The organism is Aquabacterium sp. (genome assembly GCF_050725395.1).
Classification (GTDB): Bacteria; Pseudomonadota; Gammaproteobacteria; order Burkholderiales; family Burkholderiaceae_C; genus Aquabacterium.
On the sequence record NZ_JBOHHL010000006.1, the window covers coordinates 35,493 to 56,568 of the forward strand.

Annotated in this window: 17 protein-coding genes and 1 tRNA gene; 11 read left to right on the forward strand and 7 right to left on the reverse strand. The window is 62.6% G+C overall.

Features of this window, described 5'->3' with window-relative positions; translation table 11 throughout:
- The first annotated feature begins 16 nt into the window (after nt 1-16).
- On the forward strand, nt 17-391 hold the full coding sequence (locus ACREB4_RS05845; protein WP_431587261.1) for a hypothetical protein: 375 nt from the start codon (nt 17-19) through the stop codon (nt 389-391).
- Nucleotides 367-3,621, forward strand: coding sequence for a DUF4157 domain-containing protein (locus ACREB4_RS05850; RefSeq protein WP_431587262.1), 3,255 nt, complete (start codon nt 367-369; stop codon nt 3,619-3,621). The genes ACREB4_RS05845 and ACREB4_RS05850 overlap by 25 nt, the downstream gene beginning before the upstream one ends.
- Nucleotides 3,622-3,640: 19 nt before the next feature.
- Here the strand turns inward: ACREB4_RS05850 and ACREB4_RS05855 are convergent, their stop codons facing one another.
- Nucleotides 3,641-5,038 carry an FAD-binding oxidoreductase gene (locus ACREB4_RS05855; protein WP_431587263.1) on the reverse strand — a complete coding sequence of 466 codons (1,398 nt, stop codon included), beginning with the start codon at nt 5,036-5,038 and terminating at the stop codon, nt 3,641-3,643.
- A gap of 74 nt (nt 5,039-5,112) precedes the next feature.
- On the opposite strand from ACREB4_RS05855, the gene serA reads away from it, so the two are divergent.
- The 3 genes from serA to ACREB4_RS05870 all read left to right on the forward strand — a co-directional run bounded on the left by serA (nt 5,113) and on the right by ACREB4_RS05870 (nt 7,206).
- Nucleotides 5,113-6,342, forward strand: coding sequence for a phosphoglycerate dehydrogenase (gene serA / locus ACREB4_RS05860; RefSeq protein WP_431587264.1), 1,230 nt, complete (start codon nt 5,113-5,115; stop codon nt 6,340-6,342).
- Nucleotides 6,343-6,411: 69 nt separating this feature from the next.
- Nucleotides 6,412-6,594 carry a DUF6496 domain-containing protein gene (locus ACREB4_RS05865; protein WP_431587265.1) on the forward strand — a complete coding sequence of 61 codons (183 nt, stop codon included), beginning with the start codon at nt 6,412-6,414 and terminating at the stop codon, nt 6,592-6,594.
- A 15-nt stretch (nt 6,595-6,609) separates the two neighbouring features.
- The gene (locus ACREB4_RS05870) at nt 6,610-7,206 is read left to right on the forward strand and encodes a DUF6151 family protein (protein ID WP_431587266.1); all 597 of its coding nucleotides are present in this window, start codon (nt 6,610-6,612) and stop codon (nt 7,204-7,206) included.
- A gap of 525 nt (nt 7,207-7,731) precedes the next feature.
- Here the strand turns inward: ACREB4_RS05870 and ACREB4_RS05875 are convergent.
- On the reverse strand, nt 7,732-8,109 hold the full coding sequence (locus tag ACREB4_RS05875; RefSeq protein WP_431587267.1) for a hypothetical protein: 378 nt from the start codon (nt 8,107-8,109) through the stop codon (nt 7,732-7,734).
- 205 nt (nt 8,110-8,314) lie between these two features.
- On the opposite strand from ACREB4_RS05875, the gene ACREB4_RS05880 reads away from it, so the two are divergent.
- Nucleotides 8,315-9,799: a M12 family metallo-peptidase gene (locus ACREB4_RS05880; protein WP_431587268.1), complete on the forward strand. Its 1,485-nt coding sequence runs from the start codon at nt 8,315-8,317 to the stop codon at nt 9,797-9,799.
- A 1,086-nt stretch (nt 9,800-10,885) separates the two neighbouring features.
- Here ACREB4_RS05880 and ACREB4_RS05885 read toward each other — a convergent pair.
- Nucleotides 10,886-11,965 (reverse strand): terminase small subunit, encoded by a 1,080-nt coding sequence (locus tag ACREB4_RS05885; RefSeq protein ID WP_431587269.1) that lies wholly within the window; start codon nt 11,963-11,965, stop codon nt 10,886-10,888.
- A gap of 994 nt (nt 11,966-12,959) precedes the next feature.
- Between ACREB4_RS05885 and ACREB4_RS05890 the strand changes: the two genes are divergently transcribed.
- Nucleotides 12,960-13,610, forward strand: a complete 651-nt coding sequence (locus ACREB4_RS05890) for a site-specific integrase (protein WP_431587270.1) — start codon at nt 12,960-12,962, stop codon at nt 13,608-13,610.
- 53 nt (nt 13,611-13,663) lie between these two features.
- Here the strand turns inward: ACREB4_RS05890 and ACREB4_RS05895 are convergent.
- From ACREB4_RS05895 to ACREB4_RS05905, 3 genes are all read right to left on the reverse strand, one after another.
- Nucleotides 13,664-13,740: transfer RNA gene (locus ACREB4_RS05895), tRNA-Val, on the reverse strand.
- Between the two features lie 31 nt (nt 13,741-13,771).
- Nucleotides 13,772-16,033, reverse strand: a complete 2,262-nt coding sequence (locus ACREB4_RS05900; protein WP_431587271.1) for a RelA/SpoT family protein — start codon at nt 16,031-16,033, stop codon at nt 13,772-13,774.
- Entirely contained in the window at nt 16,030-16,968 is a 939-nt protein-coding gene (locus ACREB4_RS05905) for an alpha/beta fold hydrolase (protein ID WP_431587272.1), read from the reverse strand. The genes ACREB4_RS05900 and ACREB4_RS05905 overlap by 4 nt, the downstream gene beginning before the upstream one ends.
- A 67-nt stretch (nt 16,969-17,035) precedes the next feature.
- Here ACREB4_RS05905 and ACREB4_RS05910 point away from each other — a divergent pair, with 67 nt between their 5' ends.
- Both ACREB4_RS05910 and mnmC read left to right on the forward strand, forming a co-directional pair.
- Nucleotides 17,036-17,818 carry a 3-hydroxybutyrate dehydrogenase gene (locus ACREB4_RS05910; RefSeq protein ID WP_431587273.1) on the forward strand — a complete coding sequence of 261 codons (783 nt, stop codon included), beginning with the start codon at nt 17,036-17,038 and terminating at the stop codon, nt 17,816-17,818.
- Nucleotides 17,819-17,822: 4 nt separating this feature from the next.
- Nucleotides 17,823-19,718: an FAD-dependent 5-carboxymethylaminomethyl-2-thiouridine(34) oxidoreductase MnmC gene (gene mnmC, locus ACREB4_RS05915; RefSeq protein WP_431587274.1), complete on the forward strand. Its 1,896-nt coding sequence runs from the start codon at nt 17,823-17,825 to the stop codon at nt 19,716-19,718.
- On the opposite strand, the gene ACREB4_RS05920 is transcribed toward mnmC, so the two are convergent.
- Nucleotides 19,710-20,036 carry a hypothetical protein gene (locus ACREB4_RS05920; protein ID WP_431587275.1) on the reverse strand — a complete coding sequence of 109 codons (327 nt, stop codon included), beginning with the start codon at nt 20,034-20,036 and terminating at the stop codon, nt 19,710-19,712. The two genes, mnmC and ACREB4_RS05920, sit on opposite strands and share 9 nt — an antisense overlap.
- Between ACREB4_RS05920 and ACREB4_RS05925 the strand changes: the two genes are divergently transcribed.
- Nucleotides 20,035-20,436: an RNA-binding S4 domain-containing protein gene (locus ACREB4_RS05925; protein WP_431587276.1), complete on the forward strand. Its 402-nt coding sequence runs from the start codon at nt 20,035-20,037 to the stop codon at nt 20,434-20,436. The two genes, ACREB4_RS05920 and ACREB4_RS05925, sit on opposite strands and share 2 nt — an antisense overlap.
- 96 nt (nt 20,437-20,532) lie before the next feature.
- Nucleotides 20,533-21,075, forward strand: coding sequence for a nucleotide exchange factor GrpE (gene grpE, locus ACREB4_RS05930; RefSeq protein ID WP_431587277.1), 543 nt, complete (start codon nt 20,533-20,535; stop codon nt 21,073-21,075).
- Nucleotide 21,076: the final 1 nt, after the last annotated feature.

Genomic DNA, 21,076 nt, shown 5'->3' on the forward strand with positions numbered 1-21,076 from the left:
TCAACGGCAAGCCTCCATGAGTTTCAACCAGCCCCTGACCTTTCCCCCGGAATGCATCGAATGCGCCGCCGGGGACCACCTCATTGGCCGCATGGCCGAAGGCCGCTGGCAGGTCTACCGGGTGGACGACATCCTGGCGGTCCAGCGACTGGTGCCCGATGGTGGCTCACCACCCCGGCTCATCGCCGAAGCCGACCTGCTCGATTCGCTGAAGCCCGCTTACTTCGCCGAAGCACAACTGCTGCTCAGCCTGTGCGGCCCCACCTTCAACGACGAAAACGCCGCCCGGCAAGCCATCGAGCACCGAGCCCTGACCATCCAGGTGGAAGGCCTCTTGCGGCCGCTCCACAACTTCCTGAAAGCCGATTGCCGAGTCGTGCCACCAAGATGATGACGCCCAAGAAATCCGCCACGCCAGGTTCAACACGCGCCGCATCACCGGCCCTTCGGCCCCCTCTCCAGGCCCACGGCCACGCCTTGCCGGCCAGCCCGCCCTTGGCAAGCCGGCAGGCTTCGTCATGCGCCTGCGGTGGAGGATGTCCCCGTTGCCTCGCGGCGCCGATCCAGCGCCAGGCCAGCGCGTCCGATGGGCAGGACCTGGACACCGACACCGCCTTGCAAACGGCCCGACGCAGCGGGCAAGCCCTGCCCCAAGGCACGCGCGACTATTTCGAGCCGCGCTTTGGCCACGACTTCAGCCAGGTGCGCGTGCACACCGATGCCCAGGCCGCGCAAGCGGCGCAGGGTGTCCAGGCCCGGGCCTACACCACGGGCAGGAACATCGTGTTTGGCGCGGGCCAGTTCGCGCCCGAAACCGAAGGCGGCAAGCGCCTGCTGGCCCATGAACTGACGCATGTCGTGCAGCAAACCAGCCATGGCGCCATGCCCCCCGCCATCGCGCGCGACATTCACGAGACGGCGGAAGCCGAGCTTCAGGTCGAAGAAGAAATCAAGAACAAGCAATGGAACAGGGCCTACGGCAAGGACCCTTCTGCCCAATACGGCGCGGAGCGCGGCACCATCGACGAAGACGTGACCTTCCTCGACAAGAACAAACAGCAGAAAACACGCCACCAGCCTCGGTTGGGTGCTGCCAGCGGGGCCTTCAGCCCTCAAGGCCGGCAAGGCACGAAGATGGACATGGGCCAGCCTCTGCTGGATGCCGACGTCGAGGCCGTGATGATGGACAGCGGCTACGGCAGCAAGGACCAGGCGCAGATCACGCAAGCCGCCGCGGGCGCGGGAGCCCGCATCACCGAAGCCTTCCGCGTGATGGAGATCGACACGCTGGAAGCCCAGGCGCTTTACCTGGCCCACGCCGCCGTCGAATCGCGGGGGCTGCGTTCGATGACCGCGCAAGCCGACCCGTCGGTGGTCGGCAAGTTCCCCGGTCGGGGCCCCTTGCAGATCACCTTCCAGCAGCAGTACGTCAAGGCCTTGGCTTACCTTGATGAGCAGGTCCAGCGCCTGGAAGGACAAGGTTTGAAAGACGAAGCCGCGAAGGCGCGCGCCGCCTCGGCCGCCGTCAAGGCCGACCCTGCCGCGGCCGCCGATCCGCAGTACGCCTTCCTCTTTTCGGCGGCCGCCATGCACGCCAGCGGCGGTGTGCAGGCCTCGGCCGAGATGACCGGGAAGACTGCGAACTTCGGGGGCACCGGCCCCGAAGACCGCTGGGAAACCGGTGGCGACAACTTCGACGCGAAGATCGCTCACTGGACCGCCGAGAAGGCCAAGGGCAACGCCGCCGCCGACGAGCGCCTGGCCTTTTGGGGCGGGGTGAAGTCGGCCGGACAGCGCAAGGCCAACGCCTACAACCGGGCCTTGAGCACCCTGCAAAAAAACGTGCTCAAGGACGCACCGGCCGCCGCGCCCGAAACCGGTCCGCTGCAACGCCAGGCCTTTCACACCAGCATGCCGGGCGATGCCTCCGAGCGTGAAGCCGACGCCATGGCCGACCAAGTGCTGCGCATGCCGTCCCTGACGCCACTCCCCGTCCAGCCGGGCCACAGCGCCCCGATGATTCAGCGCGATCCCGCACCGACAACGCCCCCAGCGAACACCCCCGCCGAAGACAAAGACAAGGACAAAGACGCCAAGCTGAAGGAAGCCGCCAAGAAGGTCGAGGACCACCCCCTCATCGTCGGCCTCGTCAGCGACATCTACCAGGACCTGCGCCACGGCCAGGATTTCTCACTGGATGAGCGGTTCAAGCTCAAACTCAAAGGCACCGAGTCCGCCGCTTACGGCGCCTTGTTCAGCGCCGCGGTCCTGCCATCGGGCGGCGCGGGCGGGCTGCAGTATGGCGACAGCTTCGGCAGCAATCTGTCGACCTTCGGCAAGTACCTGGACGCGGTCGAACCGCTCACCCCCAGCAGCTCCATCAAGACCGACCTGGTCAGCCGCATCCTGGGTCTGCGCGTGGACGAGTACCTCGGCAGCCCCACCTTCATCAAGCGCCTGGGCGACAACGTCCAGACCGTGCTCTTCCTGGCGTCGGTCGCGCAGATTGGCATCCTCACCAAGGACCGCGCCGCGCCAGCCACCGCCGACGAAGGCGGCCTCGTCGATGAAACCTGGAACGCCGACTTGCTGATGGCCAAAACCATGGTGGGCCTCATCCTCAAGGAAAAACTCAAAGCGCCAGGCATCTTCGACGTCGGCCCGCTGCTCACTCCCACGCACCCCGGCTATGCCAGGGACAGCTACTTTGGCGGCAACCTGCCCACCGGCCTCAACGTCGATGCGGCGTCCGGCCCCCATGGCGGCAGCCTGCTGCACCTGGGCGCCACCGCCAACCTGGCCAAGTTCTTCGCGCCCGACGAGCAGAACAAGCTGGGCGCGGCCGACCTGGACGACCCGCGCAAGTACCGAGGCTGGCAAGGCAGCGTCTGGGGTGACTACCAGCACCTGCTGCCCACGCCCGAACTCAGCGGGCAAGGACGTGAGCCTGATCGGCGTTTCCGCGCGGGCGCCCTGTTTGGCAGCCAGGGGGTGTTCGTCCTGGCCGACGTCGGCGGCCACTACAGCGGCCCCGAAGCCAAGCAGCTCACCTCGATGTTCTTCACCGAAGGGCTGGCCTACGCGCCCGCCGAAGGCCCCTTGAAGAAAGTCGGTTTCAAGCTCACCCACCTGAGCTGGAAGGCCGAAGACAGCCTCGCCCCGACGGGCGCCGATGGTGCACCGGCGGCGGGTTCGGCCAACCGCTTGCAACCCTTTGCCGGCTTCGACTTCAAGCTCGGAAGTGGCGGCTCCCTGGCCTTGGGTGGCAGCGCGGGCATCACTTCGGCCACGGGCCAGTCCATCGACCTGTCGGACTGGCGCGGCGACATCGCCTACACCTACCTGGGCAAGGACGGCACCACCGACAAGCCCGCTTTCCGGCTGGAGCTGTCAGGCTCGGGCAGCCGGGTGGACTACTTCAGCAAGGACTCGCCGATGCTGTATGGCGTGCGCGGCAAGATGCAGATCGACAGCATCTTCTATGGCGCGCAAGTCAATGTCGGCGCCGACAAGATCGACCCGGCCAGGGCCGCGCAAATGAGCGACCCTCACGGCGGCGAAGGCCCCAGCCAGGTGCCCAGCGGCAACAGCGTGCTGATCGTCATCGGCGTGCTGCAGTAGCCTCGTCAGCCTCTCGCCCTCAAAGGTCGAACACCTTGCCCGGGTTCATCACGTTGTTCGGGTCGAACACCAGCTTGACCGCCTTCATGCAGGCCAGCTCTTCGGGCGAACGGCTGTAGCTCAAATACGGCTTCTTGGTCAGGCCCACGCCGTGCTCAGCCGACACCGAGCCGTCGTAGCGCGCCACAGTTTCAAAGATCTGCGTGTTCACGGTGGCGCACTTGCTGAAGAACTCCTCCTTGGCCATGTCGTCCGGCTTGAGGATGTTCAGGTGCAGGTTGCCATCGCCGATGTGCCCGAACCAGACCACGCGGAAGTCGGGGTACTGGTCGGCCACGATGCCATCGATGTCGGCGATGAAGGCCGGCACGTGCTGGATCAACACCGACAGGTCGTTCTTGTAAGGCGTGTAGTGCGAGATCGTTTCGGAGATGCCTTCACGCAGTCGCCAAAGGGTCTTGGCCTGCGTCTGGTTCTGGCTCATCACGCCATCGACCACCCAGCCTTGCTCCACGCACGACTCGAACAAGGCCATGGCCTCGTCCACCACCTTGTCGCTGGACGCCTCGAACTCCAGCAAAGCGTAAAAAGGCGTGGCGGCTTCGAAAGGCCGGGGCACGCCCTGGTGCTTGGTCACGAGCTGCGTCGACAGTTCCGAGAAAAACTCGAACGCCGTCAGGTCCAGCTGCTTCTGGAAGGCCGACAGGACCTTCATCACCGAGGCGAAATCGGGCGTGCCGAGCACCATCACACGCAGGTCGCGCGGTGCCCGGTCAAGCTTCATCATGGCCTCCACCACGAAGCCCAGCGTGCCCTCGGCGCCAATGAACAACTGCCGCAGGTCGTAGCCCGTGGCGTTCTTCATCATGCCCTTGTTCAGGTCCAGCAAATCGCCCTTGCCCGTGACCACTTTCAGGCCCAGCACCCAGTTGCGCGTCATGCCGTACTTGATGACCTTGATGCCGCCCGCATTCGTGCCGATGTTGCCGCCGATCTGCGACGAGCCAGCGCTGGCGAAGTCCACCGGGTAGTACAGGCCCTGCTCTTCTGCATAAGCCTGGAGCTGCGCGGTCACCACGCCAGGCTGGAGGCGAACCACCCGGTCTTCGGGGATGAATTCGAGGATGCGGTTCATGCGGTCGAAGCTGACCACGATTTCGCCATCGGCCGCCACGGCCGCGGCCGACAAGCCGGTGCGCCCCCCCGAGGGCACCAGCGCCAGCTTCTCATCGTTGGCCAGGCGCACGATGCCTTGCACCTCGTCGATCGTCGACGGGAGCACGATGGCCGAGGGCGCCGGCGTGCGCACCTTGGTCCAGTCGCAGCCCCAGTGCTTCAAGCTGTCGGCATCGGTTTTGACATGACTTTCACCCACGATGGCGTGGAGTCGGGCAAGGAGGTCTGGGGCGATGGGCATGACCATTCTTTCAGTGGAAAATCCCGCTCATGGTAGCGTCTGGGTTCAACACCCACCAGATGAAGGATTCAGGCATGCAGCAGCTTTCGCTCGACAAGGACAAGATTCGCTTTCTGTTGCTCGAGGGTGTGCACCAGAACGCCGTGGACGTGCTGCACAAGAACGGCTACACCAACATCGAGTACCTCAAGACGGCACTCGACGAATCCATCCTGCTCGAGAAGGTCCGCGACGTGCACTTCCTGGGCATCCGCTCACGCACTCAGGTGACCCCAGCCGTGCTGGAGGCCGCGCACAAGCTGGTGTCCATCGGTTGCTTCTGCATCGGCACCAACCAGGTCGCCCTGCAACACGCCATGCGCAAAGGCGTGCCCGTGTTCAACGCGCCCTACTCCAACACGCGCTCGGTGGCCGAGCTGGTGCTGGGTCAATTGATCTTGTTGCTGCGCGGCATCCCGCAGAAGAACGCGCTGGTGCACCGCGGTGGCTGGAGCAAATCGGCCGAAGGCTCTTGGGAGGCCCGCGGCAAGACCCTGGGCATCGTCGGCTACGGCAACATTGGCTCGCAACTGTCGGTGCTGGCCGAATCGCTGGGCATGCACGTGGTCTATTACGACACCGTCACCAAACTGCCCCTGGGCAATGCGCGCCAATTGGGCAGCCTGAGCGAACTGCTGGGCATGGCCGATGTGGTCACCCTGCACGTGCCCGAGATCCCATCCACCCAGAACATGATGGGGGCCAGCCAGTTTGCCAAGATGAAACCGGGCGCGATCTTCATGAATGCCGCCCGTGGCACCTGCGTGGACATCGACGCCTTGGCCGCCGCCCTGCAAAGCCAGCACCTGGGTGGCGCGGCCATCGACGTGTTCCCGGTCGAGCCCAAGGCCAACGACGAAGAGTTCCAGTCGCCTCTGCGCGCCTTCGACAACGTGATCCTGACGCCGCACATCGGTGGCTCGACCCTGGAAGCCCAGGCCAACATCGGGCTGGAAGTGGCCGAGAAATTCGTGCGCTACTCTGATTGCGGCACCACCTTGTCGGCCGTCAACTTCCCGGAAGTGACCATGCCCCTGGGCGCCGGCAAGCACCGCCTGCTGCACATCCACGAGAACGTGCCGGGCGTGCTATCGAACATCAACAGCGTGTTCGCCGAGAACAACATCAACATCGCGGCACAAAGCCTGATGACCAACGATGCCATTGGCTACCTGGTGATCGACGTGGACGCTGAATATTCGGAAGTGGCCTTGCAGAAGATCCAGAGCATCCCAGGCACCATCCGCAGTCGTGTCTTGTATTGATCATGACGGCCTTTCGGCACGCCATTTGCCCGATTTTGACATGTCCAACACCCTTTCAAGGAGCGGATCATGTCCACACACTACGGCAAAAAGGCGAGCGAGAAGGTCGGCAAGGCACTTCATGAGCTCAAGAAGGGCGAGCTGAAAAGCGGCACCTCCGGCAAAACGGTCAAAAGCCGCAAACAGGCCATTGCCATTGGCTTGTCGGAGGCTCGCAAAGCCGGTGGCAAGGTGCCACCCACCAAGCATTGACCTTGAGGTTTGCCCATGAAGAGCCCTTTGCGCTGCCAATGCGGCACCCTCCGCGGCCAGGTCGACCTGGACCAGTCCTATGGCCGGGCCACTTGCTACTGCAAGTATTGCCAGGCCTATGCCCGGATGCTGGAGCAGGAACGCGCGGTGCTGAATCGCCGAGGCGGCACCGAGCTCATCGCCATCCTGCCTGCCTCCATCCGGTTCACCGCGGGCCTTGAACAACTGGCCTGCGTGTCCTTGACTGAAAAAGGCCCATTGCGGTGGTACGCGGCGTGCTGCCATACGCCGATCGGCAACACACCCAAAGACCCCCGCGTGGCCTATGTGGGGCTGGTCAGGGCCTGCCTGGGCAGTTCTCCAGCGGCGCTGGAGCAGGCCATGGGCCCCGTGAAAATCGCTTTGAACACCAAGTCGGCGCGGGGGAAAGTGGCCAGCACCCCGGTGGCAACATTCCTGGGCATGGCCAGGATCTTCAAGAACATTTTGAAGGCCCGGTGGGCAGGCCGGAACAAGGCCAATCCATTTTTCTTGGCCAGCACCGGCAAGCCAATTCGGCAGCCGCAACCCGTCAAGAAATCACCGCCGGATGCGCTGAAACGCTCGGCCTGAGAGGCACTGGCCGTGCATTTGTGTTGAGGCGAAAAAAATGGAGGCATTGCCTCCATTCATTCGTGCCCGGGTTCTGGTTCATTTCTCGGAATTGCCCAAGAGAACTGAGTCTCTTGGTAGGCGCGATTGGACTCGAACCAACTTTTCTAGACCTGCTCTTGCCCCTCCATAGGAGGACGCGCGAGAACGGCGCCGCTTTGGGTGCCCCTGAACCGCCTCAATCTTCCCCGGAATCTTCACCGGCCAACTGTATAAAGACACAGTTTCATCGCGCGACCAAATGGGGCTGCGCTGAGGCATTTTGGCACGTTGTTTGCCCTCGGAAATGTATGAACAAGCCCATTCCCAAGGCGCTCTGGATCGACCGCTGTACCGCTCGCATGGGCGAGCACGGCACCGGCATATCACCAGCGGAGGCCGTCGAGCACGCCGAAGACCTTTGGGGCAATGTTGCCCAAGAGTTTTCGCCAGAAGTAGCCGCCGACATGGCTGTGGGCAGCATTGAGGCGCTCGAGCACCTCTTTTTCACTTCGAGGCCTGACCCGCTCCGGCTGCCACCGGCTTCCCCGTGACCAGGTCGACAGCGCGTGCGCGGCACCCATTGTTCTCCGCGATGAGCTGGTACCAGGTGGACGGGATGAGGCACCGGTACCCTTCTCTCCATGCCTTGGTGGCTGTGGAAAGCCGCTCGCGGTCGTCCAGGCGCTCGATGCGGGCGTTGTTGGTTGACTTCGCGCGCTTGGCCTTGGGTTTATTGCCTTCTTCAGGCTTGTCCTCGATCCAGTCGCCCCTCTCGGCTTGCCCCGGGCGGATCAGCGCCCACTGGCCTTCGTGGCCGACGAGGGGGTTTTCCCCCACGCGAGGGAAGACACCTGTTCCGAAGGGCGCCACGGGCTTCGTCACCTGGTAATCGGGCAGTTAGTATGGCTGACCCAACGACTGGATGTAGCGCTCCAGATCGCCCTTGGGCGTCATCGCGTAAAGGTTGCACATGTGGTGACCGGCTTAAATAGATTGTGAAGACCTGCCCGCTTGCCTTGTGTGAGTTCAATTCACAAACGTGACACGCTGTCTTGGTACCTTTCCAGAAACTGGAAGGACTTGCTGAGTGAATGCACTAGGCAACTGGGTCCGGATCTTAACTTTGAAATATGAAATCCTCCAAATGCATTGGATCACCTGGCACATGAAGGCACTTCCTCGCTTAGCTGCCCATTTTTTCTTCGGCATAGCCATTTTATCTTCGACCACTCTCTGCTTTGCACAGCCAGTCAATCTCGTGGAGACATTGGTCCCTGAGACTCTTGGGCTGGACAAAGGTATCTCGGATCGGCTAAAGCTAATACGTAAATCAAAGAGTGTTAAGTTGGCAATAGCTTTTAACGCCAGAGAATCCGCGCTTCTGTCTGACAGCATGAAAATCTCCACGCCAAATGGAAAAGTTTTAAGCCTTGTCAGAAGCAGGCTGGAGACCAGGACAAAGGGTGAGCTTAGCTGGTTTGGAAAAACATCAGACGGTGGTGATGCGACGTTCTATTCAACAGGCGGCCAAATATCTGGTCGCATCGTGAATCAAGGGAAGGTCTACGAGGTCAGAAATGTAACCAATAGAATGCACGTTCTCATCGAAATTGATACTTCACTTCTGCCTCCCGAGCATTCCGCTTCTCACCCGGATGGAAGCGCTCCTGAGTTAACTTCGCCTATTCAAATTGATGAAAATGAGCATGACGGCCTGAAAGACTCATCGAGTAGCGTTGAATCGGTTGGGGATTTTAAATATATTCGCGCCAGTTCCGCCTCAGCATCAGCATCAGCATCAACTATTAGCGGGGCATCCACAATTGACGTTCTAGTTGCCTACACGCCGCAAGCAGCCCAATATCTCGGAAATATAAATTCTGCGTCTCAGGCCGCGATCAACCTAGTGAATGAATCGTTCACGAACAGCGGTGTTAATCTCTTTGCCAACCTCGCAGGCACCACTCTTTTGAATGCGGAGTTTTCAAAGAGTGAGGAAGCTCTTCTGGGTCTATATACCGCTCCCGGCCCCGCCATATTACGCGACTACCTAAAAGCAGACGCAATTATCTTGATAGCGCACTCTGACACAAAAAAAGACTGTGGCTTGGCGAAAACATTTGGCGCCACACCGACTACGGCGTTTGCAATGGTGTTTGATGAGTGCCTGATAGCAAACATGTCAATGACGCATGAGTTAGGCCATCTATTCGGCGCACGGCACGATTTCGGCAATGATCAGACTAACTGGCCTTACGCCTATGGCCATGGATTTAGCATAAAAAAGCTCAAGCAAAATCAGCTGGATTATTACTGCCTTCACACCATTATGTCATACCCCGCTGGCTGCCCAGCTTTTACACCCGACCCCAGAATTAACTATTGGTCCGACCCTCAAAGGACTGTAAATTTGTACGGAGTCAACTGGGTCATTGGAGATTTTAATAGCAGCGCTGTAAGCGTCGTGCGTTTGGCGGGACCGGCATTCGCTCAATTTGGAGAGACGCAAATTGCATCCATATATATAAAACGGATGATTTCTGCAGTTACTACGATTTTGCTGCTCGACTGAGCTTATTTTTGCCGCGCCGTTGGCCTCGGCACTTTTCCTTTCTCTAAGACTCTCAACATGAAATTACTTACGTTTCGTCATATTTTAATTTCTTCACTTTTCTACGTTTGCGCTTGTTCTCAAGCTGCGGTGGACTGCACTGGCACGGTTAACTCGTTAGGTTTATCTCTTGGAGCCCAGGGCACCGTTGTGCTGAGTCTTTCCGATGGTCCCTCGGCTACATATCTTTGTGATGTTGATGGAGCGGGGAGAAACGGCGTTTCGCCTACTGTCTGCCGTGCGATGTATGCGTCCTTGCTTACAGCAAAGACCACTGGGAAAAAGATACTAATCCGCTTTTATGATTACTCAACGTGTTTGGCTGTCCCTGCTTGGGGAAACGCTGGAGCTTTAGGTTGGACTCAAGTGCAAGTCGATTAATACTGCCAATTTAAAAATTTAACCAAACAAATTATGCCTCAACAACGATTGTTAAGTATGTGTGCAGGCGGCTGCGCAATGCTGTTGATTGCTACTGCCTCGAAGGCCGGCACTTTTACAAATAAAAATATCGGAACCCTCCATTTACCAGATGATCGTCCGTGCACATTTTTCAAATTGGAAGGAGTTGACGCCTCAGATCCATCCACTCCTAGCATTCCCTGGTTTGCTATTCGGCAATCTAAGACCGGATATAAGGAGACGGTCGCCGCGGTAATAGGCGCAAAATTATCATCAAAACCATTGACAGTATTAACTAGTGGAGCATTTGCACCCGAATGCAGTGGAATTGCAGAAGTTCTTATTGTTGAAATTCCTTAGACCTTGAACTCAGCTGAGTGGGTTCCATATGTTTAACGGGAATCCCTCGAATCGGTTTTAAGTCTGCCGAGTAAAGGTGTCAGGTCAAGCAACTTTTCTGCGATCAAGCTGTGCACTCGGCCATCGGTCTGCCACTTCCCCAATACCGCCAAGAGTCGGGATTCCAACAACTCCTTGCGCTGGACCTTCTTGACATTACCCCAGCAGATTACTTGTCAACGCCTGTCTCATCCTCAAGGGACACGAAGATCACGCCTTTAGCGGTGTCGAGCTGCTGCCGGAGCGTCACCAGGCCGCAGTAGCGAGCCATCCGGGCACTCGAGCAGCTCGGCCGGGTGCGCATGCGCTTCTCGTTGAGCAGCGGCCATAGCAGGCCATCGGGTACCGGCGAAGGGTCAGGCCTGTGGCCGCGTAGTCGAAGACGATTTCCTCACCCTCGGGCGCATGGGGCAACTCGATGAGGTCTTCTTCCACCGGTGCATCCCGCAGTAGCACGGGCGTAGCCCGGAGGGCCGAGGCATCCCAAACCTGTTGCCGGCGGTGGCCACTGAGGCTCAGCAAGGCGTCGGCCGCGGCCAGCAGCGTCATTTCGCCCTGCTCCAGCCGGGCACGGCGGGCCAGGTCTTCGGCGCTGTCGAAAACGCCCTTGGCCCGAGTGGCCACGATGCGCTCCGCCGTGGCCTCTTTGAGCCCGGCGATCATGCGCAGACCCAGCCGCACGGCTGGGATGCCCACGCGCGTGGCCGTCACGACGTCCTGCAAGGCCTTGCGCGACCGCACGTGCATGTGCACGTCGCCGGTGATCACCAACGGGATGGCCGTCATCTCGCTGGCGCCACGCAGGCGGTAGAGCCAGGATTCATCGTTCAGCAGGCTCAGCAGCTCCACGCCCAGCCAGCACCTGCCAAGGAACTGGTCCAGCAGCCAGACAGCCACTTGCTCGATCTGCGCGAGCTCGCTCATCCGCCGTGGCGAGGCGATCACCACGCAATCCACCAACTCCGCGCCCGAGACTTGGTCGATGTCCAGCTGATAGCTGCCCTTCTCGTCGGACGCCCGGCGCAGCTTTCCAAGCAGCCGGCTGGCCTCCACGGCAGCGCTGTTGGCGTTCGTGGTCTTGAAGGCCCGCATGTAGGCCTGCGTCCCGTTCAGGTCAAGCAGGTACTCGTCCACGAAGAGTGCCTGCTTGGCGATCAGTTCCTTGAACGGGTCGGGCCCGGCCGCCGCTGGTTGCGGGTCGCCCTGCGGGTCTGCGGGCTCCGGGTTGGTGTCTGCCTTGTGGTCGGTGCTGTCCGCCCTGGGCGCGGCGCCCTTTTGCCAGCCTTCCTTCTTCAGTCTCTCGGCGACCGAACTGTGATGCGGCACCTTCTCGATGCCCAGTTCGGCTGATGCTTGCGCTGCCGCCTTTGCGGGGGAGCACTTGGGAGTTGATTCCCAGATTTCGCGGGTTCGAACCCAGAACTGCGGGGGCAACACATCCTTGCGGCCAGTCCTTCGGCCGGCTTCAGGCGTGGTTGCGCTGTTGACGCTTGCGTCTGCGGGCTTGCTGTCGTGATCTGCGGGCGCTTTTGATGCCATTACCCGCAAATTCTTCGGTCTGCGGGTAATGGCTGCTTGCAAGGTTTTCCCGTTCGCGCGCCTCTAGCGCGGCTCTGCCCTACCCTTTGCTGGACGAGCTTGAAGAACTAGAGGAGCTTGAGGAGCTGGATGCCTGCGCATCCGGTGCCGCGAAATGGTTCTCTATCGGGTTTTGAATGGACTCAGAAGCGTTATGTGTGTAGAACATTCCGGCTTCTGCAGGAGTGATGGCACGTCGGCTGACCAGCGCCTGCACTGTGGAGCTCGCGAAAAGCGGTTCCCTTGGGAGGGGGGCCATGAAGGCCGATGAAGAGACCGGTGCCGCCCGCGGGGTGGTAACGGCGTGCGCTTGCGATGCTGATAGTCCTATCGAGGACTGTGCCGCAAACTGCCGCTGTGCCGATGTGTGGAAGTGGCTAAACCGATCAGCGACTCGGTCCGCCGCCCTGGCCACGACCGTTGCGGCAGATCCCCCAACAGTGGGCTCGGTATTGACATTCGATCCCAAGACCCTATTCCCTGCTTCAACTCCCAGTCCTACAACAAAATCAGTTACGAGTTTCGATGGCATTTCTTCGTCCAATCAAGGTTTGCTGAGGACGTTGCAAACAAAGCCGCCTTGGGCGTCCTCAGACCCATGACGAACCGGCGCGGCCTGCGCTCGGATGCGGGAACTTCGATTTCACATTGTGATGTCAAGCGATCGGAAACGGCTCCCCCTAGGTCCTCACTTGACGATCGGAGGAATCGCGGTGTTGCTGTCCGCAAGATCCCAGACCCATTGACTATTGATGAGCGTGATCGAGTTCTCGCGCATTTCAAGAAGAAATATGACCTGCGCGTCTGGGCCTATTTCGCTTGGATGTTCTTCACTGGAATGCGGCCCGAGGAGGCAATCGCGTTGCGCTGGTCGGATGTGGACTTCGGCCGCCAAGAGGTTCTGGTCCAGCGGGTTCGAACCTTCCGAGGCTGCGAGCGGGACGGATCAAAGACCGATGACCAGCGGACGGTCGACCTCGTACCTGAGGCGCTTGAGGCACTGACGGCCATGAAGCAGTACACCTTCATGAAGCGGACCGAGCGGGAAGGAGACGACGACACCGCGTGCGACATCTTCGAGAACTCTGTCACCCAACGTACCTGGCATGACGAGCGCAGCCAACGGGACCACTACTGGGCACCTACCCTGCGCGCGTTGGGCATTCGCCGGCGTCGAGCCTATGCCACGCGGCACACCTACTGCACGACCGCGCTCATGGGCCGAGTGAACCCCGCATACATTGCCGCCCAGGCGGGACACAGTGTCAAGATGCTGCTTGAGGTGTATGCGCGCGGGATCCCGGGGAACGACAACGGTGCAGAGAGAGCGGTCATGGCCGCGGCGATGGCAAGGCGATCGGGGCCGACATCTTCCCCAGGCGGTTCAGGCTGAACGAAAAAGCCCGGTAAACCATTGATTTACCGGGCTTTTTTTCCTACCGTCTGTGGTAGGCGCGATTGGACTCGAACCAACGACCCCCACCATGTCAAGGTGGTGCTCTAACCAGCTGAGCTACGCGCCTTCAAGACCGCTACTATAGCATGAGTTTTTAGCTATTTTCGCCGCGCCTTCAAAACTCCGTTCACTTGTGCAACACGCCCCAGCACCGGGCCCAGTCTGGCGGTGTCTGAGGTCTGCACCGTGAGGGTGATGGTGGTGTGGTCGCGCAGGGTCTGGCTGTTCATGGCCACGACATGGGTTTTACCCTGCGCCAGGGCATCGCACACGTCGCGCAACAAGCCCGGCCGGTCGTGGGCTTCTACCAGCACATCGACCGCGTAATGCGCGCTCTGGTGGCCGGCGTCGCGGCCCCAGGTCACGGGAATCACGCGTTCGCCATGCCGCCCGGCCATCTGCCTGAAGTTGCTGCAATCCGACCGGTGCACGGCCACGCCCTTGCCACGCGTCACATAGCCCCCGATGGCATCCGGCGGCGCGGGTTTGCAGCAACGCGCCAGTTGCGTCAGCAGCGAATCCATGCCCACCACCAGCACACCGCCCTGCCCTGCGCCATGGCGGTCCAGTTCGGCTTCGCTGCGCGCGATGCGCTGGGCCACGACCTGATCCGGGTCCTGCTCGGGCGCGGCGGGGCGCAACAACTGCTCGATGTTGCGCAGTGAAAACTCGTCCTTGCCCACCACATCGAACAAGGCATCGGCGCTGCGGAAGCCCAGGTTGGACGCCAGCTCTTCGAGCTTGGTGGCGGTCTTGCCTTCGCGTTGCAGCAGCTTTTCGACGAGGTCACGGCCTTTGGCGATCGTGGCCTGCTGCGCCAGGGCATTGAACCAGGCGCGCACCTTGGCCCGGGCACGCGGGCTGCGCACATACCCCAGGTCCTGGTTCAACCAATCGAGCGAGGGGCCGCCCTCCCTGGCCGAGACAATTTCGATTGTCTGGCCACTGTGCAGCGCGGTGTTCAGCGGCACCATGACCCCATCGACCTTGGCACCCCGGCAGCGGTGCCCCAGGTCGGTGTGCAGCGAATACGCGAAGTCCACCGGCGTGGCGCCGTGGACCAGGTCGATGATCTTGCCATCGGGTGTGAAGACGTAGATGCGGTCGTCGAAGTAGCCGTGGCCGGCCGGCCCGCCACCTTCGGTTTCATCCGCAGCGGCCAGGTCACGCTCCCAGGCCAGCAGCTGGCGCAGCACTGTCTTGCGGGCGGCCGCCACGCGGCTCTCGAACTCGCCCACCACCTGCACGCCGGCATAGCCCTTGGCGCCTGCCTCCTTGTAGGCCCAGTGGGCAGCCACGCCGCTGTCGGCATGCTCGTGCATGGCCTGGCTGCGGATCTGGATCTCGATGGGCTTGTCGTCGTCGCCCAGCACCACGGTGTGCAGCGACTGGTAGCCATTGGGCTTCGGGCGGGCGATGTAGTCCGAGAACTCGTCAGGCATGGGCCGCCAGATCTCGTGCGCGCGGCTCAGCGCGGCGTAGCAGGCCGGCACATCGTCCACGATGACGCGCAGCGCGCGCACGTCGAACACCCGCTCGATGGGCAGGTTCTTGCCCTGCATCTTTTTCCAGATGCTGTAGAGGTGCTTGGGACGGCCCTGCACCTGCGCGTTGAGCCCCGCCTGCGCCAAGGCGGTGGCCAGCGCCTGGCGGACTTGCTCAACGCTGCGCTCCCGCTCCAGGCGCTTTTCGTCCAGCGCGCGGGCGATCGAGTGGTAGGCATCGGGCATCAGGAAACGGAAAGCAAGGTCTTCCATCTCCCACTTGATCTGGCCGATGCCCAGGCGGCTGGCCAGCGGCGCGAACACCTGCATGGACTCGCGCGCCAGGGCCTTGGGGCACGGAAGCTTGGTCTCGGCGTAATGCCGCAGGGTTTGCAGGCGCGAGGCCAGGCGCATCAGCACCACCCGCAAATCACGCGAGAAAGCCAGCAGCATCTTGCGGATGCGCTCCACCTGCTCTGCCCGCAGCGGGCCATCGGTCTCGTCGCCCAATGAATCGCGCGCATTGCGCTGAATCTGCACCAGCTTGCGGGTGTGGGCCACCAGCGCGGCCGCGTCGGCACCAAAGGCCCGCCCGATGACGTCGTCGGGCGTGGTCAGGTATTCGCTGGCGTAGACCAGGTAGGCGGCGGCGCGCAAAGACGGTGGCGCGCCAATCCCCAGCAGGATCTGTGAGACGCCGTCGGCATGCGTCAGGGCGTTTTCGCCCGTGTCGAACAACTGCCCGGCCAGCAAGGGCTCGGCGAAGACACGCGCGCGTGCCAAGGCGTGGGCCGCGCTGCCATCGGCCACGGGCAGAGCCAGGTCGACCAGGTCAACGATGGCCGCATGCTGGGTCTCGAGGAGGCCTGTCTTCATGCCAACAAGAAGTCCTTGACCGTGGCGATCTGGTCAGGGGCGATCAGGGTGGGCGCGTGGCCCACGCCTTCGAACTCGACCAGGCGCGCCTTGGGACCACGCTGCGTCATGCTGTGCGCGGTTTCGGCGTCCAGCAGGTCGGAATGCTGGCCGCGCAGCAACAGCACCTCGCACTTCAGACCGTCGTAAACGCCCCACAAGGCAGCCTCGCCGCTGGTGGCGGCGTCGGCCGAGATCGACTTGAAGGGCTCGGCGATGGCCGGGTCGTAATGCAGCTGCAAGCCCTGGCCATCGGCCGCTGGGCGCAGCAAGGGGCGGGACAGGGCCAGCCATTGCTCGGGTGTGTGCGGGCCAAAGCCGGTGGAAATGGTCCAGAGGTAGTCGGACGCCTCTTGCTCGGTGGCGAAGCGCTTGGGCAGGCCCAGGTAGTCGCCAATGCGCACCAAGGCATCGTGGCGCAGGCGGGGCCCCACGTCGTTGAGCACCATCTTGCGCACGCGCACACCGGTCACTTCCGGCGGCAAGGTGGAGAAGCCCAGGCCGATCAGACCGCCCATGGAGGTGCCCACCCAGTCGATGTCCAGCGTGGCTTCGGTTTTGAGCGCGGCGCGCAGTTGCTGCACCAGCGCCACCATGTCCGACACGTAGGAGAAGACCTGGTAACCCCCGGGCGATGCCAGCCAGTCGGAATGGCCCCGCCCGACCACGTCCGGGCAGATCACCCGGTAGTGCGTGCTCAGGGATTGGGCCAGCGCATCGAAGTCGCGCCCCTGGCGGCTCAGGCCATGCACGCAAATGAGGATCCGTGGGTTGGATTCATCGCCCCAGGACCAGTAGGCCATGCGGTGGGTCTGAGCATCGGTCTTGCTTGCACCCGGGCACACCACGTGGTTCAAGCTGGGGGTGGCGAGATTGTTCTGATCCTGGGTGCTCATGAGGGTGCCTCGGCAGATAATTGGAATCGGTACGACATTGTGTTTCTACTTGGCACCGGAGGCCTGCATGTTGAATGGAAAAACCGCCCTCGTCACTGGCTCGACCAGCGGCATTGGCCTGGGCATTGCGAATCAACTGGCCGCCCAAGGCGCCAACGTGATTCTGAACGGCTTTGGCGACGTCGAAGAGCCCAAGGCCGAAGTCCTGGCCACCGGCAAGGCCCATGGCATCCGTGTGGGCTACCACGGCGCCGACATGAGCAAGCCCGCCGAGATCGAAGCCATGATGGCCTATGCCACGGCGGAATTCGGCGGGGTGGACATCCTGGTCAACAACGCCGGCATCCAGCACGTGGCCAATGTCGAGAATTTCCCGGTCGAGAAATGGGACGCCATCCTGGCCATCAACCTGAGTTCCGCGTTCCACGCCATGCGCCTGGCAGTGCCGGGCATGCGCGCCAAAAACTGGGGCCGGGTCATCAACGTGGCCTCGGCCCATGGCCTGGTGGCCTCCGCCGGCAAATCGGCCTATGTCGCCGCCAAGCACGGGCTGGTGGGCCTGACCAAGTCGGTGGCGCTGGAGACGGCCACCACCGGCGTCACCGTCAACGCCATCTGCCCGGGCTGGGTGCTGACGCCTCTGGTGCAAAAGCAGATCGAGGCCAAGGCCGAGCGCGAAGGCGTCAGCGTGGCCGACGCCCAGCGAGGCTTGCTGGGTGAAAAGCAGCCCTCCCTCCAGTTCGTGACACCGGCACAGCTGGGTGACCTGGCGGTGTTCCTGTGTTCGTCGGCCGGCGACAACGTCCGCGGCGTGGCCTGGAACATGGACGGCGGCTGGCTGGCGCAATAAGCCGATGACCTTGCCAGCGGTCGTGGCCGCCTTGTCCGACCGCTGGGCCCATCGAGACGATTTCGTCATCCTGGAGGCCCACTTTGGCACGGGAGACCGCTTTTTGCGCACCTGGGCGGCTTGGCGTGCGGATCCTGAGCGATGCGGACGCCTGTTCTACCTGGCACTGGGGGTTCATCGGGCACCCAGCCACACCGGGCTGACCGTTGCCGAGCAAGACCTGGCCCAGCGCCTGGCACAAGCCTGGCCAGTGCTCACCCCTGGTTTGCACACCCTGGTCTTCGACGAAGGCCCCGCCAGCCAGCTCACCCTGCTGCTGGGCGTGGGTGACGCAGCAGGCCTGGTGCCGCAACTGGTGGCCCGGGTCGATGCCTTTTGGCTGGACGGCGTGCCTGCAGGCCCCTTGGCGCCCAACGGCGACGAGGGATGGTTGGCGCGCCTGGCACGCGTGGCCGCTCCCGAGGCCACCGCCATCGCCACAGACTCTGCCTTGAACGTGCTGGCGGGCCTGGCGCAATCCGGTTTCAAGCCGCTGGCCATGAACAGCGCAGAGGCCGACGAGCACCTGGTCAGCCTGCAGTTTGCCCCGCACCACACCCTGCCGCCCCTGCACGGTGGCCTGTGGCCGACGCGGCTGGCATCACAGCAGCGGCACGCCTTGGTCATTGGTGCCGGCTTGGCGGGTTGCGCGGCCGCTTGGGCCTTGGCCCGCCAGGGCTGGCGCATCACACTGGTTGACGCACAAGCGGGCCCTGCCCAAGGTGCCTCGGGCAACCCGGGGGGCCTGTTCCACAGCATCCTCCATGGTGAAGACGGCCTGCACGCCCGGGCCCACCGCGCGGCGGCCTTGCGCACCGCCAGCTTGGTGGCACCCTGGCTGTCGGAGGAACGCTTCGCGGGGTCTTGCCAAGGTTTGCTCAGGCTGGAGGCCGGCACGGCGGAAACCGAGGCGCTGCAACTGGTGCGACGCCTTGGCCTGCCCCCCGAGCACGTTCAGTGGCTTGGCCAAGCCGAGGCCAGCACCGCCGCGAACATCCCAATGCCCCATGGCGGCTGGCTGTTTCAGCAAGGGGGCTGGCTTGATCCGGCCGGCTATGCACAAGCCCTGCTTGACGAGGCCCGCCGACATGCGGAGGTGCTGTTCCTGCCCGACAGCCAGGCCCACCAGCTGGAACGCACGGCGCAGGGGTGTCAACAAGCCCTGTGGCAAGCCACGGACGCGCAAGGCCGGGCCATCGCCGCGGCCCCCGTGGTCGTGATTGCCGGGGCAGTGGCCAGTCCGGCGCTGATCCAGTCATTGCCCGGAGCGGCTGCCCTGCCGCTTTCACGTGTGCGAGGGCAGATCAGCAGCCTGCCATGGCAAAAAGGGGTCATGGCGCCCAGCATCCCCGTCGCGGGCGCAGGCTATGTGTTGCCATTGCACCAAGGACGTCTTTTGTTCGGCGCCACCAGCAACCTGGAAGACCCCGACCCCCGTGTGCGAGACACCGACCACGCGCACAACCTGGCCCAGGCCCGGCAACTGGGCAGCTTGCCCGAGCTTGACTCAGACAGCTTGCCTCCTGGCCTTCAAGGCCGGGTGGGCTGGCGTGCCGTCACCCCGGATCGTCTGCCCTACATCGGTCCCTTGCCGCTCGATGGCACGCCCAAAGCCACCCACGGGCCAAGAACGCCGAGGACGGATCAAGCCCGCTTCGTGCCCCGACTTCGAGACGAGCAAGGCGGCGTTTACGTCATCACGGGATTTGGTTCGCGCGGCATCACCTGGGCCGCGCTGGCGGGCGAGCTGCTCGCCTCGTGGGTCACCGGCAGCCCCAGCCCCGTCGAGGCCTCACTGCGCGATGCCCTGGACCCTGCCCGCATCGTGACGCGGGCCAAAGCCAAGGGAAACTCAGGCTGAAGCTTCGGCGGCCGGAGGGGCCGAGCCAGTGTCTTCGCCCGATTCGGCGTTGTCAGGGGTCGCGCCTTCGCCATCGGCGCCTTCTTGGTCGGCGTCAGGAGCGCCAGGCTCACCGGTACCGCTGCGGCGCTGCTGGATTTTTTCTTCTTTCTTCTTCTTTTTGGCCAGCTCGCGCTGACGCTTTTCAAACTGATAGTTGGGTTTTGCCAATTTGGGTCCTCTTGGCCCCCGCTGTGGACGCCACTGGGCGACATTGTCGTCGCAAAACTGACGCGCCGAGGTGGGTACACTGGCGGGCCGGAAAAAAACTTGAGACATGAGCGACAAACTGCGTCTGGACAAATGGCTGTGGGCTGCGCGCTTCTACAAGACGCGCAGCCTGGCCGCGGACGACATCGACAAAGGCCGCGTGCAAGTCAACGACATCGTTGCCAAACCTTCACGTGACCTGAAGGTGGGTGACCGCATCGACCTGCGCCAGGGCACCCTGGTGCGCACCGTCCTGGTCAAGGCCCTCAGCAGCATCCGAGGCGGCGCCCCGGTGGCCCAGGCCATGTACGAGGAGACCCCCGACAGCATCGCCCGCCGCGAGCGCCATGCCGAGGAACGCCGCACCCAGCCCGACCCCGCCCTGGCCATCGACCAGGGCCGCCCCACCAAGCGCGACCGGCGCCAACTGGCCGACTGGAACCGCTGGAGCGCCGGCGTCGACGACTGAGAAAATATTTTCGCAACAGGGTCTTGAAACCCTCTTGCCCGCCCCGAGATCTGTGGGGCTTCGATTGACTCACCCTCATTTATCAAAAAAGACACCATGAGCGACACGCCTGCGAACGCCGACAACCTCGATCCGGTCGACCCTCCCGTTTCGACCGAGCCGCTGGAGGCCAGCATCGAGCAGCAATTGGCCGAACTGAGCGCCAAGCACACCGAGGTCTCGGACGCCTACCTGCGCGCCAAGGCCGAGGCCGAGAACACCCGCCGCCGTGCCGACGAAGAGATCTCCAAGGCCCGCAAGTTTGCCGTCGAGTCTTTCGCCGACAGCCTGCTGCCCGTGAAAGACAGCTTGGAAGCCGCCCTGGCCGCCCAATTGGCCAAGCCCGACACCCCGGTCGAAACCGTGCTCGAAGGCGTGCAGGCCACCCTGCGCCAGTTGGGCGCCGCCCTAGAACGCAATAAGGTGATCGAGATCAACCCCGCTGCTGGCGCCAAGTTCGATCCTCACCAGCACCAGGCCATCAGCATGGTGCCCGCCGATCAAGAAGCGAACACCGTGGTGGGCGTGCTGCAGAAGGGTTACCTGATCAACGACCGCGTGCTGCGTCCCGCCCTGGTGACCGTCGCCGCGCCGAAGTGAT

Excerpts from the sequence above, each read along its gene's own strand:
- ACREB4_RS05925 (WP_431587276.1), top strand. The coding sequence starts at position 20,035 with ATGAGCGACAAACTGCGTCTGGACAAATGGCTGTGGGCTGCGCGCTTC.
- ACREB4_RS05855 (WP_431587263.1), bottom strand. The coding sequence starts at position 5,038 with ATGCCCATCGCCCCAGACCTCCTTGCCCGACTCCACGCCATCGTGGGT.
- ACREB4_RS05905 (WP_431587272.1), bottom strand. The coding sequence starts at position 16,968 with ATGAGCACCCAGGATCAGAACAATCTCGCCACCCCCAGCTTGAACCAC.
- serA (WP_431587264.1), top strand. The coding sequence starts at position 5,113 with ATGCAGCAGCTTTCGCTCGACAAGGACAAGATTCGCTTTCTGTTGCTC.
- mnmC (WP_431587274.1), top strand. The coding sequence starts at position 17,823 with ATGACCTTGCCAGCGGTCGTGGCCGCCTTGTCCGACCGCTGGGCCCAT.
- ACREB4_RS05870 (WP_431587266.1), top strand. The coding sequence starts at position 6,610 with ATGAAGAGCCCTTTGCGCTGCCAATGCGGCACCCTCCGCGGCCAGGTC.
- ACREB4_RS05900 (WP_431587271.1), bottom strand. The coding sequence starts at position 16,033 with ATGAAGACAGGCCTCCTCGAGACCCAGCATGCGGCCATCGTTGACCTG.
- ACREB4_RS05920 (WP_431587275.1), bottom strand. The coding sequence starts at position 20,036 with ATGTCTCAAGTTTTTTTCCGGCCCGCCAGTGTACCCACCTCGGCGCGT.
- ACREB4_RS05910 (WP_431587273.1), top strand. The coding sequence starts at position 17,036 with ATGTTGAATGGAAAAACCGCCCTCGTCACTGGCTCGACCAGCGGCATT.
- grpE (WP_431587277.1), top strand. The coding sequence starts at position 20,533 with ATGAGCGACACGCCTGCGAACGCCGACAACCTCGATCCGGTCGACCCT.
- ACREB4_RS05845 (WP_431587261.1), top strand. The coding sequence starts at position 17 with ATGAGTTTCAACCAGCCCCTGACCTTTCCCCCGGAATGCATCGAATGC.
- ACREB4_RS05865 (WP_431587265.1), top strand. The coding sequence starts at position 6,412 with ATGTCCACACACTACGGCAAAAAGGCGAGCGAGAAGGTCGGCAAGGCA.